The sequence below is a fragment of the Oleiphilus sp. HI0086 genome, from assembly GCF_001635225.1.
Window position 1 is genome coordinate 1 of the sequence record NZ_LWFZ01000061.1, and the last position, 1,189, is coordinate 1,189.

1 protein-coding gene and 1 pseudogene are annotated in these 1,189 nt (G+C 46.0%); both read left to right on the top strand.

From position 1 onward, the window contains the following. On the top strand, positions 1 to 809 hold an 809-nt coding region (locus A3756_RS01070; RefSeq protein ID WP_068552692.1), incomplete at its 5' end, for an HD-GYP domain-containing protein. A gap of 112 nt (positions 810 to 921) precedes the next feature. Then, positions 922 to 1,189, top strand: a pseudogene (locus A3756_RS01075) (hypothetical protein); the annotation flags it as partial.

Consider the following 1,189-nt stretch of genomic DNA (forward strand, 5'->3'; position numbering starts at 1 on the left):
TCGTTATTCGTATACGGGATATGATCAATACACTGATTAGTGATGGCCAGGTAGAAGGTACGCCTCAGGCGACCATGCTTAAGGTTATCGAAGATGTCAGAGGCTGCACTGCAGGCCAGGACCTGAAAGCACTTGATAAAGCAATGGACCAGCTGGTCGGGGCGAAGAAAAGTAGCACTGAAGAAGAAAAACCCGGCAGTATCGCGCTGAGCCTTGAGCATCAGGACAACCCTGACTTAGCATTTTTTAGAAAGCTTGCCTTACAGCTAGATGACTTAGGCATATACAAACAAGGTAGAACAGATTCCATTCTAGAGTTGTGCTTATCTACCAACAAAGACCTTGAAGAGCCTATCGATACAGACCAATTAACTGCTGCAGTCTATCTTCACGATATCGGCATGTCTTTAGTCTCGCCCGACATACTTAATAAGCCTAGCAAACTAAGCGACCAGGAATTTCGTACTATTCGCGGCCATATAGAGATGGGCTCAGAATTTCTAAGTCGTATGGAAGGTTGGACAGAAGCCGCCACGATGGTTGCTCAACACCATGAGCGATATGATGGTAAAGGCTACCCAAAGAATTTGGCAAACGAACAAATACACCGTGGTGCTATGTTAATCGCTTTGGCGGACACCTTCTATGCAGTAACCAACGAACGTGCAGATAGAAGCTACAAGAAGTCTCTGTTCAGTGCTGTCACACTCATTAATGGCGAAAGTGGCACGCAATTTCACCCTACCTATGTCGAAGCTTTTAACGAAACAGTTAGGCATCATTACGTCACTCGCAAAAATATGACATAAAATAGTACCCTAAACAGTAGCGCTGGTTACCAAGCGTTACTGTTTAATAAATGACCTGCTCGACTTCCCGCGCTATCATTAAAAAATAGCTATCTCGGCGGGAGCAATCATCATGACTATTTCACTCAACGGCGGCATTGGCAGCCCTCAAAGCCTTTCCAGTGCGTCCCAAACTGATAGACAACTGCAGCAGCTCAGTTCAGGAAGCCGGATTAATAGCGCAGCTGATGATGCAGCAGGCGCAGCAATATCTGAACGCTTGAATAGCCAACTAGGTGCTTTTGATGCAGGCATCCGTAACGCCAATGACTCCATTTCCGCAATTCAGGTTGCCGACGGAGCACTGAAAAGCCTTAACGATAACATTGGTCGTATACAAG